A 13,286-nucleotide genomic window follows, 5' to 3' on the forward strand; every position below is an offset into this window, starting at 1 on the left:
AGCAGAAATTATCCTTTTTCTTCCCACCAGGCTTCACTGGTGCGGTAGTGCCGTCGCATATGCTCGGCGATTTTCTGCAAACTTGCCGGCATCAGGGCATCATCGTCATCGCCGGTTGGCAAAGGCATGCGAATCTTCCACAACTGTCCGCCTTCCAGTAGGGCAAACGCCTGTCCTTTCGGCAGGTTAATCATCTCAGCCGGCGTCACCAGCGGTGTTTTGACTGTGCCAACCCTGTCCTGCGTGGACGAGGTGAAATCCTGCCCCTGTTCAACATCGGCGATATCAGAATGCCCTGAGACCAGGGTCTTACTGTAGATTTCCACTTCGGGCAGCTGGCTGGTAAGTAACTCCGCCGTCCGGTTATCCCGCACCCGCAACATAACCAGGGTATTGAAGTTACCAATCACTTGTGCGGTTTTAGCCGGGCTGCCGATACGGGCTTCGATATCGGAGGAGGTCTGGGTATAGGCCGTGACCTGCATACCGGCACCACCACCTTTATTGATCAGCGGGATAAACTCATCCCCCATCAGTTCATTGAATTCGTCACAATGCAGGTTAATCGCCAATTTCCCGTCCTGACGTACCGGTAATCCCGCATTCATACCGTACTTATAAATCTGCCCGGCCACACTGACCAAATCCGCAAACATGCTGTTGCCCACTGCCGAAGCCACATCGCTGTCAGATAACGCATCCAGCCCGATATAGACAATGCCGTTCTTGCGGATCACCTGCTCCCAGTCGAAAATGGGGCGCAAGTCCGCCATATTGAGATAATCCGGTGATAACAGTTCTGCGATTTTTCCCGTGGTCAGTTTTTCCAACAACGGCAGCAAAGAAGCGACGATTTTATCAAAATAGGTGCGGTCATAACGCACGGCAGAACGTAATCCGTCCAGAATGGGGTCATAGAGTTGCTTACCCGCTTCTGAACTCAGCGTCATTTCCATTGCCCAGAGCCGGAACGCATCCGGCTGCCCCTGCATATTGCGCGGAATATCTTTTTCTTTCAGTTTACCGAGGTAATGGTTAATTTGTTCCAACAGAGCTGGTTGCCTGTCTTCCATCACTTTAGTGGCATACAGCTGATACAGTTCGCTGATATTATTGACGTAACGCGTGATAAGCGTGTAATCCGGCCGGTGCCCCAGTGCAACTAACGCGCGGGCGACAATATTGACAAACCGCCAGGCAAACTCACGAAATGCCGCACTGTTCCCTTCACCACTCAATTGTCCCGCCAGACGGGAAGCGACTTCCGAAACCCGGCCAAACCGCCCGACGGCATTATAACGCGCCGAAATTTCCGGCCAGCCCAGATGAAAGAGGGAAAGTTCACTGCCACGTCCAGCCCGGTGAGCTTCCGCCCAGATACGTCTTAACAGGTCGGCATCCCCTTTGGGATCAAAAACAATCACTACCTCATCGCGCCGAATATCCTGCATAATGAGCAATTCAGCCAGCCGGGTTTTTCCCACCCGGGTAGTACCCATCACTAAGGTATGCCCGACGCGCTCGCGCAGATCCATAAACACTTCCGCTTCCTGTGGTTCAATGCCGTGGATCACAGGATTGCCACCCACCGGAGGCAGTGGTCGCACCAGATTTAACGGCGAATCTTTGCGTAACAACGCTGATAACCTAGGCCAGCGGTATTCGGTACGGCGTTCCAGTACCCGGGCAAGCTGATAGAACCGGGGTGGCTGCACAAATCGTTCGACCTCTGGTCGCCGCGTATCCTGCAAACGCTGGGTATGCTTCTGCTGCCAGCGAAATCCCCTGCCCAGAAACAAGCGCTGATGACTGACGGGAATTTGCTTTGTGCTCATCAGGTAGCGTGGCAGACGGCGCAGGTTTCGGCGATAGCGGATAACCTGAATGCCCTGCCACATGCGGATCATCGACAATATTGCAAAACCACCGGCCATCACATAACTGATTGACGGTGCCAGTGCAATCGCCCACGGTGCCCGGATGCAGATAAATGCCGCCACAGCTGAAACGACAGCAGTATTCAGTTCTACCGCCGGACGCAGCAAGGCTTCAACCACATAACGACGGCTCATAGTGAGGGTTGCTGTGTGAGTGTGCTTTCAGTGATCAGCACCGGATAATGTTGCAGTTGCAAACGACGCGCCAATTCTGAACCGGAAGCCGGCGATAACAGGATATCCGGTGCTAAGGTGCGCAATGACTGTAATCCTGCTATTGTACTGACATTAACAACCAGCCCCACCGCGTGCAATTGCGCAAGCCGTGCTGCATGCTGGCTTAGCCACTGACGTGAATCCGGATCATCACCAATCAGAAACAATGCGCCAATGCTTGGTAGTTGCAGTGATCGGCTTGTTACCTTTCCCGGTATCAGTTCCGGTGTGTTAACCGGCAACATGGCCGCTTCACCCGATTTTTCCGGTAAAGAAGATTGTGGTAATGCAGAAACAGCATCCGACTAAGCATTAATGCCTTCATAAAAGGGCGAAGCATCTTTTCCGCCTAAATCGGCAATCACATTCAGTTCAGCCTGACCAGTATTGATCCATAACAGGCCGATAATAGGAAATATGCTCAGCCATTTCATTGTAATGACGTGATATGCCATCCTTGTTCCCCCTGTCGTAATAATACCGGCATCAATCCTTTACCAAACCGGAACCAGTATCCCGCATCATGATTCAGTGTGATTTGTCGATTGCGTACCCGCTCAACCGGGATGTGATGATTTTTAGCCCACTGCCGTAGAGTATCGTCACTCCCCTGACTGTCGATCAGATAGATATCCACCAGCTGCTTTGCAGCAAGCACTTCGGCCAAACGGGTTTCACATTGCGGGCAGTCTTTGGCTCTGACAAACAATGCCAGCCGACCATTGGTCGCACGCAATTTTTCCATATTGACCGGCAAGACATCAAGAAACAGCCGCTGCCAGGCGGCATCCACTTCCCGCTGGAAACGCAGCTCTTTTTCGGTACGGGCAAACTCTGACTTAACCCACTGTTCAGCATAACTGCGGCGCTCGGTATCGTTTTCGGCTTCAATACCTAATGTCGTTAACGGATCAAGCCCCGGCGACCGGATACCCCGTGGTCCACTCATCAGGTGCTGATAACGCTGATATTCATCGGCACTTAACTTCCACTGTTCAGCCTGACTTTTCAGGGATTGCTGCTGGCTTTCTGTCGATTGTGTCTGCTGCGAAGCTAACGGTGCGGGTGTTGCAGCCCATACAGAATTGCTTAGCAGCATCCACATCAATAGACCGGATCGGTATGATTTCATCAACGTCCGCCTCCATGCTGCTGTTGTTTAGCCGGAGCCGGGAGTTGATAACCCTGTCGCAAATGGTGGCAAATGACACGCTGCACCTCATCCACTTCCAGTTGCCAGGCCGGCCCTGCCATCACTTGTAATGCCGTGCGCAACCGAATTGGACCTAACTGAGCATGTACTGATGGCAGCGGCTGACGATATAAAATGTCATTCTTCTTGTCAGGTGCACAGAGTGTATAGCCGGATTGACGCAATGCATAACCCATAGCATCGGCAACAGAGGGATTCTGGGACGCGGGGAGATGAATATCCATCAGCTGGGAAAGTGGATCACGCTGCGCTGCTGTCGGGTCGGTACTGACCAGCACATAGCGGCCATAACGGACGACTTCGGGTGTTTGCTGATAAATATCCGGTGAAACCGATTGGATGTTTCGTGTCAGCGTAACGGAAGAAAAGCTATTTTGGGAAGGCTGAGGGAGCGGTTGTTTTACCGGAGCCGTGCATCCCGTCAGTATGACCGCGATTAAGCCGATTAACATCGTTATTTTCATGCCAAATAGGTTCCTGCTCAGTTGTAAAATAATCCTGACTATGCAAGGAACCCTGTGATGTATTCAATGAACAACTCAATTGTGTTTGCTGAAACAAAAAATAATGGATAGCCTCTGAATAGGTATTATCACATTGCACATGATGATATCAGAGCATTATTCAGCCACTGGCTGGCTTTCATCAACCGGCTGACGTATTTTTCGTTCAATAAAATTGCCATAATCGTCGAAATAACGGCTGGGCCAGATTTCAGCGGGTTCCATTCCCAAACGGGTGGCGATGATTAGTTCTCCTTTGGGCCATGAGCGGGATAAGGTATTTGCCAGTGTGGAAGAACTGAGTCCCGATTCACGGGATAAAGCGGCGAGTGTGGTACCACGCTTGCGTAATGCACAAATAATTTCGGCTGGGTGCCAGTCTTGTTGAGTGTTAATCATACCTGCGTCCCCTTCTGTTGATTATTGGTGGTGGTTCAGACAGGGATTCTCAGGTACCGGAAACACTCAACCGGCGAGGCCGAAGCCTCCCCCGCCTGAACCGCCATTGAAGGTGCGATAACAGGCACACTGGTAGAAACTACCTACCAGTGGAGTGTTTTTATGAGGCCTGAGATTCCTCACTACCGGATTTTGCCGATAGCTTTTTTACTTTAACTGATTGAGTTATCGAATTCAATAATCGAACATGTAAGTTTAATCAGTAAAATTAAGTGATTAGTCCCCCGTTAATTCAGCGTTACCTCTGACGGTCAGCATAACCAAAGGAAGATGTGATTCAGAGAATAGTGCTCCAGCTATCAGCGGCTTATGTTAACATTGAATACAACTGTCCTGATGCAGAGTTTATCATCAATAGTTATCCCCTTGTCTGATACTGAAGTAAAGCATTTCAAAGGAGGCGATATGACTACGTCTTTAGACAAGCTCACGATTAAAGGGTTTAAATCAATCCATGAGCTTAGTGAGTTTGAACTTAAAAGCTTAAACGTGATTGTTGGCGCTAATGGCGCAGGTAAAAGTAATTTAATCTCCTTTTTTAAAATGCTGCGTGCATTAATAGACGGCACATTAAATCGCTATGTACGCGATAGTGGTGGCGCTGGCGATTTACTCTTTAATGGCAATAAGGTCACGCAGAAAATGGAATTTGAGACACGCTTCGGGGAAAGAGGATTCCGCTTTAAATTAGTTCCCACACCAGCAGATAGCTGTGCGATTGAAGATGAAGCCTGTTATTACGCAAAAGATACTGCCGGATGGTGGTCACTGGGGGATAGCGATGATGGCAGATCCAGAATGGTCGCTGAAATAGAGAACAATTCCTCTGATGCACCGTATTCAAAACCGGTCTATGATGCCATCGCTTCCTGGCAGATTTACCATTTTCACGATACCAGTGCGACAGCGGGAATGCGAAAATATGAAATTATTCAGGATAACAAAACGTTACGTACAGATGCTTCTAACATTGGCGCATTCTTATTAAAACTCAAAAATGAGACGCCAAATGAGTACAAATCGATTGTAAATGCCATCAGGTTAGTCACCCCGTTCTTTGATAACTTCATTCTGGAACCGCGTCAAAGTGGTTTAAAGGAAGAAGTTAACATTAGCTGGACGCAAAAAGGCTCAGATTATCCGATGCAGCCTTATCATTTATCCGATGGTTCAATACGCTTTATTTGTCTGGCAACGGCATTATTACAACCCAATCCGCCATCGACGATTATTATTGATGAACCTGAGCTGGGCTTACATCCTGCGGCCATTGTTATCCTTGCCGAGTTGATTCAACAGGCCGCTCAGCGTACCCAAGTCATTATCGCCACTCAATCCCCTATTTTAATCGATCAATTCTCTGCTGAAGATATTGTCATCGTGAATCGTAAAAAGGGCGCTTCACGTTTTGAGCGTTTAAATGAAGAAGATTTTTCTCAATGGCTCGACAACTATTCTCTGGGTGAATTATGGGCTAAAAACGTCATTGCCGGAGGGCCGACTTATGAGTAATTACATCGAAGTCATGGCCATCGTTGAAGGTAAGACAGAACAGATATTTGTTGAAAAGATACTTCAACCTTATCTGGCTGAGAAAATGATTTTCATCTCTGCCACACAAGTTTCTAAACCCGGACAAAAAGGCGGGGATGTGCGTTTTTCAAGAGTCAGGAAAGACATTGAGATGCATCTGAAACAACGTCCAGATACCTATGTCACAACCTTTATTGATTATTACGGCACCCATGAATGGCCGGGATTAGAAACGTTAAATAGACAGTGGGAACCAAAGAAAATCGCTGAACATCTGTATCTGTCAACACAGAATGAAATTCACCCATTCCTATTCGCACAGAGAGCCGATGAACGTTTTATTCCCTACATCGTGATGCATGAATTTGAAGCTTTACTCTTTAGTGACAAAGAGATACTCGCCAATGAGTTAAATATCCATGTACAAGAGATAGAGCAGATACTTCGAGAGTGTGGAGAACCGGAATCGATTAACAATAGCCCACAAACGGCGCCTTCAAAGCGATTGGAAAAATGGTCAGCAAATGGAACATTTGGCAAAACGACAACAGGGATAGCGATTGCCGAGAAAATAGGCATTCCTAAGATGAGAGAAAAATGCCCGTTATTCAATGAGTGGCTATGTAGGTTTGAAATATTAATGACCGTTTAAATGTGTGCGTAGAATTTAGAATCGATTGACTTACCCAATATTAGCAATAAGCCCTGTGTCACAGGGCAATAGGTTAAACCACGTCAAAATGGGATCTCATCAGACCAATCTGGTTCTTCTTTCTCCTCTTCCGGTAAAGACGAAAGCTGTGCCATTTGTGTTGGTTTTCTCTCCTTTTTAGTCGGTTGAGAAGGTTGTGGTTTTTGTGCTGACTTAGCCTTAGCCTGTTGAACAGGAACCTGTTTTGTATCGCCACGACTGCCCAACATCTGCATCGTGCCATTCATATTGACCACCACTTCGGTTGAATAGCGATCCTGTCCCTGATTATCCTGCCATTTGCGTGTTTGCAACTGGCCGTCAATGTACACCTGAGCCCCTTTTTGCAGATACTCCGCCGCAATTTCGGCTAATTTTCCGAAGATCACTACCCGGTGCCATTCGGTTTTTTCCCGAGTTTCGCCGGTTTGTTTATCCCGCCAACTGTCTGACGTCGCCAGTGACAGCGTTGTCACCGTGCCGCCTGTTGGCAGGTAACGGATTTCCGGATCTTGTCCCAGATAACCCACTAAAATCACTTTGTTAATGCCGCGCGAAGACATGCTGATTTCCTCCCTGTTATGCTGACTGGCGTTGTGTCCAGCGCCCTTGTTGCAGCGCCAGTTCTGCCTGCTCACGGCTGGCAAAATATTCGGTTGATTCACGGGAGCACGGAACGCCCGCCTCCATGGTGCCGATATAAAATCCCGCACGGCTTTGTAACACAGCTAACGGTAACTGTTTATGGCAGTATTGCAGTGCCAGAACACCAATCGGGGCAATATTCATCTCTGTATCCTGTTGTCTTTGAGAATAAAAGGACTGCCCTGAAATATCAGGGCGAGTCGGTGCGGTAAAAGGAATATCAGAATGAATTTTCTGCATATTCAGTTTGCGCAACTCCGTTCTGGGGAGGAGCCGAATCAGACTGTTCAGCCTGATAGACTTTGTCCTGACCGATTTTGATCCAGTCAACTTTAATCAGACGGGCTTTCAGGCTGACACGCTGCTCACCAGCATGGTCACCGCGTTTCAGGGTAAAAATATCAGTAGACGGGTTGCTTAAGGTAAAGCCCAATAGTACTTTTTTATCCTCATCCACCGATTTCTGGCAACGACCCACCAGACTGGTCGCTTCCTTGCCAACCACGGTGATATCAAAACGCACATAGACCGGATTATCACTCGGGCCATTTAATGCATTGATCACACAACTCAGAAACGTGCCGCTGGCAGTGCTGACATGGCGGATATTATTCAAATAACCCAGTCCCTTAATATTCAGGTTGAAATAGTCATTTTTGGTTAACGATGTGGTGTTCTCAGACATACGATGTTCTCCATGGAGGTCACAATAAGGAATGACGGAGAAAATCCCCTCCCCTGACGGGAATGGCTTTTCCCGCCGGGAGTCAGACGTATACGTTGCTGACGTTCTGATAAAGAATAATGAACCTTCATTGCCGTTTAGCTGGCAATATCTGCTTCCAAAGGGGGGGCAGATGTACCGCCTTGAGGCACTCCCTTTCAGGCTACGGGAGTTTCACAGCCACCCAAAGGCGATCGTTGCAGGCTCACCGATCATTTAAGAAACAGGCTGATTCTTAAAGCATCCTGTCAGCACGTCAATCAACAACCAGATCATCAAACTTTTTGATTTGCCCGCCGGGCTTTTCGCGATTGGCTGACCGCTTTGTCATTCAGCATTCCTTTACAACCCGGGTAATCCACACAGCCCCAGAATAGCGAGGTTTTTCCCTGCCGTTGCCGCATCCGGCTGCCACAGTTCGGGCAGTCCGGGGTTTTCGGTAACGTCAGGTGCAGCGGCAGGGCCTTGCCGCGCTCGACTAAATGTAAAAGCCATTGGGCCTGTTTCTGCATAAAAACAGCCAGCGATGTTTTGCCCTGCGCAATATCATCCAGCGACTGCTCCCATAACGCCGTCATGCCCGGACTGGTCAGTACCTCCGGCAACCCGGCAATCAGTTCCCGTGCCAGTGGCGTTGACTGAATCGCTTTCTTTTTCCGCTCAATCAGCCGGCGTTTAAACAAGGTGTCCAGAATCCCGGCACGGGTCGCTTCCGTACCTAGCCCGGTGCTCTCACGCAGAACCTGCTTTAATTGCGGATCACTGACCAGACTGGCCGCATTTTTCATCGCGGCAATCAATGTGCCTTCAGTAAACGGAGCCGGAGGTTTGGTGTGCTGTGACTGGATGCGCGCTTCAATAATCTGGCAGCAATCCCCCTGATGCAGTACCGGTAAAGGCAAATCCGTTTCCTGTTCTGCCTGCTCCCCGGCTTCATCGGTCAACAGCGTTTTCCAGCCTGTCACCACATTCACCCGCCCTTTCGCCCGGAAGCGTTGTCCTCCGATATCCAGCGTCACTTCCGTCATATCCGTTTCCTGCGCAGGCAGAAACTGCGCCAGATAATGCTGACGAATAAGCTGATAAATCTGTAACTCATCGGTCGTTAACCGGGTGAGGTCAAAAGCATGACGTGTGGGGATAATCGCATGGTGGGCCGTGATTTTTTTATCATTCCAGATGCGGGAAACCCGTTGTTTGTCCAGCTGGCTGATAATGTCAGTCATGGCCGGGTCGGTTCACGTCAGTGCCGTTAATACCACCGGAATATCCGCCTGCATGGACACAGGCAGATACCCACAGTCTGTGCGTGGGTAAGTCGTGGCTTTATGGGTTTCATACAGGGACTGGGCAATTGTCAGCACCTGACTGGCGCCCATCCCCCAGAGACGGGATGCCGTCTGCTGCAACGTGCCCAAATCAAAACAGAGCGGTGGCGGGGTTTTCTCCCGTTTTTTGCTGACGGCCATCACTGTAGCCTGTGTGGCCTGCTGGCAACATTGTTGCACAGCCTGTGCCACGGCCTCCCGGGTACAGCGGTTTTCTTCATCGCCCTCCTCTGCGGTGGGCAGCCATTTAGCCTGAAAATGAATAGCGTTTTTTTCCAGCTTCGTCATCACCTGCCAATAGGGTTTGGGCACAAAATTCGCAATTTCCTTATCCCGGTTCACCACCAGTGCCAGTGTCGGTGTCTGTACCCGGCCAATGGATAAGACCTCGCCAAAACCCAGAGCCTGCGCTTTCAGGGTATACAAACGGGTCAGATTGATACCCGTCAACCAGTCGGCTCTCGCCCGCCCCAGCCCGGCCTGATATAACGCTTCCGTCTGCTCCCCCGGTAAGATGGCCGCCAGAGCCTGCCGGATGCTGGTGTCATCCAGTGCCGACAACCACAACCGCCTGACTGCACCGGTGAAACGACAATATTCCAGCAACTCGCGAGCAATGACCTCCCCTTCACGGTCGGCATCGTTGGCAATGTCTTTAGCCTGAGAGGGCTTTTCACATAAATAAAGCTGCATCTTTTCCCCTCCGTTAATCGTGTTCTGTAGAACGCAAAGGAGAGGAGAACGCTGAACGCTGCTTGCCCGACAGAATATCGGGATGCGGTTCACCCAGCAGTTTAATGGCATCCAGCCCTGCCGGGGTTTTCTCCGCAATATCCTGCCGTGTGACAGCCAGTGAACGGTAAGAACGCACAAAACCGTAAATCTGGCGGATGGCACGGCTGCCGTTGTGCAGGAAAGCATCCCGCTCTGCCCGTGAAATCAGTCCGTAATGAAAAGCCTGAAATGTTTTCATCGCGAGCTGGTCATAACCAACCAGCAACCAGACACAGCGGTAACCTAATGGCGAATGACTGTAAACGCCGATATTCAGGGGTTCGACAGAGGAAACGGCGGATAGGGTAATCTGCTTTGGCACCGCATTCAGGGTATCCTGCAAAATAACAAGACTCTGTTGGAGACTGGTGGATGCGGCTTCCAGCTTCTGCTCCAGCTTCACCAGCCAGGTATCGGCATACGGATTATCGGCAACAGCATCCACATTGATTGTGCCCGCGCGCTTAATCACCTGCGGCATCCCCAGGATCTCCGTCACCGGATGTGTCTTGCTGATATCTTCCCGCCGGCGCCCTGCCCACAGCCGGATGGCATAGTGGGTATGCAGTTCAATCGTTAATGAAGAGGTTAAGACACCAGCACGCTGCGGCGGCCGGGATACGGATTTTTCTTCCCAATCTGACATGCACAAAAACTCCTGTTTAGCCTTGATAAGTCAGTCAAACTATCAGGGCAAAACAGGCGGTGGCTCAATGAATAACCAGTTATCGAAAAAGAGAAGATTGAAGGATGTTATTTATTGTCAGAAATGATGATTTTTTAGTCTTGTGTGCCATGGGCACAACCGTATGATTTTTAATCATCATTGACTCAGACGATACAATAGGGTTTTCCGTCTTCGTTACACGGGTCAAAACAGTTTATTTTTTAATCTTGTGTGCCACGGGCACACTTGTATGATTTTCAACCACTATTGATTCAGACAACACAGCAGGATTTTCCATCTTCATTACGCGGGTTAAAACAGTCTGTTTTTTAATCTCGTGTGCCACGGGCACAGTCGTTTTCTTTTTAATCAGTATTATCATGACGGTATTTCGCCATTGTCAGTCGCTGACGGATGTCTTTCACGACACTGCGCACATGGGCTTGCGAGGAAGGTGATACAGGCCGCTCAACAGGTTGAGTGAATTCAACAGATGTCTTTGCAGCAGCAGGCGTAGTAGCCGTAGTTTCAGCCTGCCCGTATAATTTCCCGTCCCGTGCCCGTTTCATCATCGTCAGCAGCCAGCCGACCGGATTGCCAATTTTTCCGGCCCGTAACGCTTTGTCCAGACAACTCAACACGGTCTGCGCCTGTTCAGCGGGCAGCGCCTGCAACTGGCTGGTCAGCATTGTCACATCGTCCGGCTCCAGTTGTCGGCAAAGTCCTTCCGGCAGAAAAACCGTGGATTGCGGATCAACGTATGTTTTTTTATTCACACTCTGTGTGAAAGAACGTACATAACGGTTCGGTTTAGCTGAATCACTATAAAGCGTTGATTTCAGACTGAGTTCGGCATCCGAATTCAGCTCATTCTGTCCCTTTGGAAGACTGGGTTCGGTTTCCGAACCCGGCTTAATTTCCCTGAGTTCGGTTTGATGTTTACCTTGTTGAAGCGACTGACGCATCACTCTTTGCTGCGGTGTCTGCACCGCATTCAACCTCTCTTCCAGCAAACGGATATGACTGTGGCGATGACGCATCAGCGGATCTTCTTTGATGTCAGTCAGCACGTCCCGGGCCGTCTGGCTGATAGTGCGGTTTTTACTGCGACAGGCTTCCGCCACGGTATCCAGCCAGTGGGGATCGAGCATTTCGGCATCACGGCAGGTCAGCGGTTCATCATGTTGCGCATAGATATTACCCCGCACCCGCCCATGCTCATCCCGGATACGCTTGCATAGACTCAGCCAACCGGTTATTCGCAGCATCAGTAATACCCGGCTGACCGTTTCACGCGAGGCCTTGCCTTTATAGGGGGACGCCAACAACGCCTGTAATTCGTCATAGCTGGGAAACACCGCGCCTTCATTATTCAACGCATACAGACGGATCATCATCCAGCCGGTTTTATCCAGCGGCGACAGACGATCATCCAGTAACAGGCGGCGGGGATAGGCATCCTGAATATTGCCCATAAACAACAGACCACTGCGAAGTTGTGAAACGTCATCGTCTGAATGTTGTTCCAGACGTATTTTCATCTTGGCAATTGTGTGAGCAATTATGCTGTCTGCTGACAGGTTTATCATGATCCCGTATCTCCGGCCTTTGCCTTTCAATTTAATCGGTAAAAATAATGTCAGGGCTGCATCCTGTTGTCTTGAACAAGATGCAGAATGACACCACTTCAATACTGACTATTTACGAATTTCATTGTTGTAACGTTCATGGAGCATCAGCTCCCACGATTGTCCGTCATCACGACTTAACAGACGCCAGAACAACCCCACATTGATTTTCAGATACCCGGTGCCTCTTTCTTTCAGCCGGACGTAATTGCGCTCACCCCGCTGATAACATCGCACCTGATGCTGCGCCTTGCGACGCAGTGACAGTGGTGTCGTTGCAGGGACATGCAGGCTGGGCATCATTTCCGTTAATTTTCCTGACATCGTTTCCTTTTCTGTTTATTTTTCACTGAGGACTTTCAGGCCTGTTTTTTGACAGATTCAGACGCTTCGTTGTGCGGCCAGTCTTTCACCGCATGCCAGACGGCCGTCAGCGAGAGTTGATGATGCGCGGCCATCTCCAGCATCATATCCAGCCCTTCGGCGCTGTCCGCATCAACAATCGCCGCGGCCTGCCAGCGTTGCCACAACTCACGATTTTCCTCTTCTGTCAGAGGCGAATTGCGTCCCGGTTTTACGGTCACCCCGGAAATACGCCGGCGGGCGGCGATTTCCAGACTGGACAAACCGAAAAAATAGCGCATCAGTTCAATAGAGCCGCCTAATTCCAGTGCCCGGTCAATGCGCTGCAACCGCTGCTGCTCAATCCGCGCCTGATGTAAGATGCGCACCAGATTACTGTGATGGATCTGGATGGTCAGCACCGACACTGGGCTGTTGCCCAGATAGTGCAGATCTTCAATCGTCAGATTCTGCAATATCAGCATTTCAGCGGGGGCCAGCCCCAGCGCCTCACAACGGCGGATATAGCCGTTCTTCAAATCCATCACCAACTGCAACAGCAGGTTGTTGGTGGCTTGCGATAAATGATGCATACATTTCCTCCAATATCAGGCCAGTCAAAACAA

The 13,286-nt window shown here is 49.7% G+C and carries 14 protein-coding genes and 2 pseudogenes; 2 read left to right on the forward strand and 14 right to left on the reverse strand.

What is annotated here, in order from left to right:
• Positions 1–8: 8 nt before the first annotated feature.
• From traD to BM135_RS09975, 5 genes and pseudogenes are all read right to left on the reverse strand, one after another.
• Positions 9–2,072 (reverse strand): type IV conjugative transfer system coupling protein TraD, encoded by a 2,064-nt coding sequence (traD, locus tag BM135_RS09955; RefSeq protein WP_092519596.1) that lies wholly within the window; start codon positions 2,070–2,072, stop codon positions 9–11.
• Positions 2,069–2,608 (reverse strand): annotated as a pseudogene (locus tag BM135_RS09960) (integrating conjugative element protein). Before BM135_RS09960 ends, traD begins: the two are co-directional and overlap by 4 nt.
• A complete protein-coding gene (locus BM135_RS09965) occupies positions 2,584–3,285 on the reverse strand; it encodes a TIGR03759 family integrating conjugative element protein (protein WP_092519597.1) in 702 nt (233 codons plus the stop codon). The pseudogene BM135_RS09960 and the gene BM135_RS09965 overlap by 25 nt, the downstream one beginning before the upstream one ends.
• Complete coding sequence (gene pilL2 / locus BM135_RS09970; protein WP_092519598.1) at positions 3,285–3,830, reverse strand: PFGI-1 class ICE element type IV pilus protein PilL2; 546 nt, start codon at positions 3,828–3,830, stop codon at positions 3,285–3,287. Before pilL2 ends, BM135_RS09965 begins: the two co-directional genes overlap by 1 nt.
• 156 nt (positions 3,831–3,986) lie before the next feature.
• Positions 3,987–4,268: a helix-turn-helix domain-containing protein gene (locus BM135_RS09975; RefSeq protein ID WP_092519599.1), complete on the reverse strand. Its 282-nt coding sequence runs from the start codon at positions 4,266–4,268 to the stop codon at positions 3,987–3,989.
• A 465-nt stretch (positions 4,269–4,733) separates the two neighbouring features.
• Here BM135_RS09975 and BM135_RS09980 point away from each other — a divergent pair, with 465 nt between their 5' ends.
• Both BM135_RS09980 and BM135_RS09985 read left to right on the forward strand, forming a co-directional pair.
• A complete protein-coding gene (locus BM135_RS09980; RefSeq protein ID WP_092519600.1) occupies positions 4,734–5,840 on the forward strand; it encodes an AAA family ATPase in 1,107 nt (368 codons plus the stop codon).
• Complete coding sequence (locus BM135_RS09985) at positions 5,833–6,513, forward strand: DUF4276 family protein (RefSeq protein WP_092519601.1); 681 nt, start codon at positions 5,833–5,835, stop codon at positions 6,511–6,513. The genes BM135_RS09980 and BM135_RS09985 overlap by 8 nt, the downstream gene beginning before the upstream one ends.
• 83 nt (positions 6,514–6,596) lie before the next feature.
• On the opposite strand, the gene ssb is transcribed toward BM135_RS09985, so the two are convergent.
• The 9 genes and pseudogenes from ssb to BM135_RS10030 form a co-directional block, all read right to left on the reverse strand.
• Positions 6,597–7,115: a single-stranded DNA-binding protein gene (gene ssb / locus BM135_RS09990; RefSeq protein WP_092519602.1), complete on the reverse strand. Its 519-nt coding sequence runs from the start codon at positions 7,113–7,115 to the stop codon at positions 6,597–6,599.
• A 16-nt stretch (positions 7,116–7,131) separates the two neighbouring features.
• Complete coding sequence (locus BM135_RS09995) at positions 7,132–7,437, reverse strand: hypothetical protein (RefSeq protein ID WP_422646142.1); 306 nt, start codon at positions 7,435–7,437, stop codon at positions 7,132–7,134.
• Positions 7,418–7,882 carry an STY4534 family ICE replication protein gene (locus tag BM135_RS10000; protein WP_092519603.1) on the reverse strand — a complete coding sequence of 155 codons (465 nt, stop codon included), beginning with the start codon at positions 7,880–7,882 and terminating at the stop codon, positions 7,418–7,420. Before BM135_RS10000 ends, BM135_RS09995 begins: the two co-directional genes overlap by 20 nt.
• Positions 7,858–8,013, reverse strand: coding sequence for a hypothetical protein (locus tag BM135_RS16970; RefSeq protein WP_175486067.1), 156 nt, complete (start codon positions 8,011–8,013; stop codon positions 7,858–7,860). The genes BM135_RS10000 and BM135_RS16970 overlap by 25 nt, the downstream gene beginning before the upstream one ends.
• Before the next feature lie 183 nt (positions 8,014–8,196).
• A pseudogene (locus tag BM135_RS10010) lies at positions 8,197–9,900 on the reverse strand (DNA topoisomerase III); the annotation flags it as partial.
• Positions 9,901–9,955: 55 nt separating this feature from the next.
• Positions 9,956–10,669, reverse strand: coding sequence for a PFL_4669 family integrating conjugative element protein (locus BM135_RS10015; protein ID WP_092519605.1), 714 nt, complete (start codon positions 10,667–10,669; stop codon positions 9,956–9,958).
• Positions 10,670–11,055: 386 nt separating this feature from the next.
• Positions 11,056–12,279, reverse strand: a complete 1,224-nt coding sequence (locus BM135_RS10020) for an STY4528 family pathogenicity island replication protein (RefSeq protein ID WP_092519606.1) — start codon at positions 12,277–12,279, stop codon at positions 11,056–11,058.
• Between the two features lie 108 nt (positions 12,280–12,387).
• Positions 12,388–12,642: a ParE family toxin-like protein gene (locus BM135_RS10025; protein WP_092519607.1), complete on the reverse strand. Its 255-nt coding sequence runs from the start codon at positions 12,640–12,642 to the stop codon at positions 12,388–12,390.
• A gap of 35 nt (positions 12,643–12,677) precedes the next feature.
• The gene (locus BM135_RS10030) at positions 12,678–13,253 is read right to left on the reverse strand and encodes a DUF2857 domain-containing protein (protein WP_092519608.1); all 576 of its coding nucleotides are present in this window, start codon (positions 13,251–13,253) and stop codon (positions 12,678–12,680) included.
• Between the last annotated feature and the right edge of the window lie 33 nt (positions 13,254–13,286).

Origin of the sequence: Xenorhabdus japonica (assembly GCF_900115195.1) — a bacterium.
GTDB classification, from domain to species: Bacteria; Pseudomonadota; Gammaproteobacteria; order Enterobacterales; family Enterobacteriaceae; genus Xenorhabdus; species Xenorhabdus japonica.

What these genes read in the sequence shown, in the direction of transcription:
- ssb (WP_092519602.1), bottom strand. Translation starts at nt 7,115, where the DNA reads ATGTCTTCGCGCGGCATTAACAAAGTGATTTTAGTGGGTTATCTGGGA.
- BM135_RS09985 (WP_092519601.1), top strand. Translation starts at nt 5,833, where the DNA reads ATGAGTAATTACATCGAAGTCATGGCCATCGTTGAAGGTAAGACAGAA.
- BM135_RS16970 (WP_175486067.1), bottom strand. Translation starts at nt 8,013, where the DNA reads ATGAAGGTTCATTATTCTTTATCAGAACGTCAGCAACGTATACGTCTG.
- BM135_RS09975 (WP_092519599.1), bottom strand. Translation starts at nt 4,268, where the DNA reads ATGATTAACACTCAACAAGACTGGCACCCAGCCGAAATTATTTGTGCA.
- BM135_RS10020 (WP_092519606.1), bottom strand. Translation starts at nt 12,279, where the DNA reads ATGATAAACCTGTCAGCAGACAGCATAATTGCTCACACAATTGCCAAG.
- BM135_RS09980 (WP_092519600.1), top strand. Translation starts at nt 4,734, where the DNA reads ATGACTACGTCTTTAGACAAGCTCACGATTAAAGGGTTTAAATCAATC.
- BM135_RS10025 (WP_092519607.1), bottom strand. Translation starts at nt 12,642, where the DNA reads ATGTCAGGAAAATTAACGGAAATGATGCCCAGCCTGCATGTCCCTGCA.
- traD (WP_092519596.1), bottom strand. Translation starts at nt 2,072, where the DNA reads ATGAGCCGTCGTTATGTGGTTGAAGCCTTGCTGCGTCCGGCGGTAGAA.
- BM135_RS10000 (WP_092519603.1), bottom strand. Translation starts at nt 7,882, where the DNA reads ATGTCTGAGAACACCACATCGTTAACCAAAAATGACTATTTCAACCTG.
- BM135_RS10030 (WP_092519608.1), bottom strand. Translation starts at nt 13,253, where the DNA reads ATGCATCATTTATCGCAAGCCACCAACAACCTGCTGTTGCAGTTGGTG.
- BM135_RS09995 (WP_422646142.1), bottom strand. Translation starts at nt 7,437, where the DNA reads ATGCAGAAAATTCATTCTGATATTCCTTTTACCGCACCGACTCGCCCT.
- pilL2 (WP_092519598.1), bottom strand. Translation starts at nt 3,830, where the DNA reads ATGAAAATAACGATGTTAATCGGCTTAATCGCGGTCATACTGACGGGA.
- BM135_RS09965 (WP_092519597.1), bottom strand. Translation starts at nt 3,285, where the DNA reads ATGAAATCATACCGATCCGGTCTATTGATGTGGATGCTGCTAAGCAAT.
- BM135_RS10015 (WP_092519605.1), bottom strand. Translation starts at nt 10,669, where the DNA reads ATGTCAGATTGGGAAGAAAAATCCGTATCCCGGCCGCCGCAGCGTGCT.